Origin of the sequence: Phaeospirillum tilakii (genome assembly GCF_042683125.1) — a bacterium.
Lineage (GTDB): Bacteria > Pseudomonadota > Alphaproteobacteria > Rhodospirillales > Magnetospirillaceae > Phaeospirillum > Phaeospirillum tilakii.
Genome location: NZ_JBHUIY010000096.1, coordinates 1 through 1,304, shown reverse-complemented (window position 1 = coordinate 1,304; position 1,304 = coordinate 1). Strand labels below are relative to the sequence as shown.

At 68.5% G+C, this 1,304-nt stretch carries 1 protein-coding gene; it reads left to right on the top strand.

Translation table 11 applies throughout. The features are described 5' to 3' along the window. Positions 1-1,304: phage tail protein (locus ACFSNB_RS18670; RefSeq protein ID WP_465264581.1), on the top strand; the 1,304-nt coding region annotated here is incomplete at both ends.

Below are 1,304 nucleotides of genomic sequence, written 5' to 3'. Positions count from 1 at the left end.
GGCAAGGTGGTGACGGTCGCCAGCCCCTATACCGCCGCCGAGGCCGCCGAACTGTCCCACGCCCAGTCGGGCGACGTGATCTATCTCGCCCATCCCGCCCATCCGCCGCGCAAGCTGGCGCGCAGTTCGTGGACCAGCTGGGCCTTCACCACCCTGACCTTCGCCCCCGCCCTGTCGGCCCCCACCGGCGTCGCCGTCGCCAAGACCGCCGGCAGCACCCACAGCTACACCGAGACCGTCTCCTACAAGGTCACCCGGATCAGCGCCAGCACCGGCGAGGAAAGCCTGCCCTCGGCGATCTGCTCGACCACCGGCCCAACCGCCGACGATTGGCCGGTCGGCTGCAAGCTGACGGTGTCGTGGAGCGCGCTGACCGACGTGGCCTATTTCCGGGTCTACAAGGCGGTCAACGGGATGTACGGCTATGTCGGCCTCGCCGACGGCGATGCCACCAGCTTCGAGGACACCAACATCACCCCCGACATCTCGGACGGGCCGCCCGAGGCGACCAATCCGTTCGCGGCGGCGGGCGATTACCCCTCGGTGGTGGCGATCCACCAGCAGCGGCTGTGCTTCGCCGCCACCAACAACAAGCCGCACGGGCTGTGGATGAGCCGCACCGGCTTCTTCGAGAACTTCTCGAAATCCCAGGTGTCGAAGAGCGACGACGCGATCACCGTCTCGCTCGGCTCGGGCGAGATCAACGCGATCAAGGGGCTGCTGTCGGTGCAGGACCTGATCATCCTCACCAGCGGCAGCGAGAACGTCTGCAACGGCGGCGGCACCGGATCGGCGATCAGCGCCAGCGCCGACGGCATCGCGCTGAAACCGCAATCCTACTGGGGCTCGGGCAGCCTGCCGCCTTTGTGCAGCGGCAACACCTGCCTCTACCTCCAGGGGCTGGGGGCGGCGGTGCGCGACCTGTTCTACGATTATTCGGTCGATGGCTTCGTCGGCACCGACCGCTCGATCCTGGCCCGCCACCTGCTCGACGGCCACCGGATCGTCTCGTGGGCCTATGCCCAGACCCCGGACAGCACCTTCTGGATGGTGCGCGACGATGGCGCCCTGCTCAGCCTGACCTATTTCCGCGAACAGGATGTCGGCGCCTGGGCGCTGCACACCACCAGCGGCAGCTTCGAGCGGGTGGCGACGATCGAGGGCGACGACCGCCACGACCTCTACGCCGTGGTCCGGCGCACCATCAACGGCGTCGCCCGCCGCTTCGTCGAGCGGCTGGCGACGCGGCGGATCGAGACCATCGCCGACGCCGCCTTCCTCGACGCCCATCTGGTCTATGACGG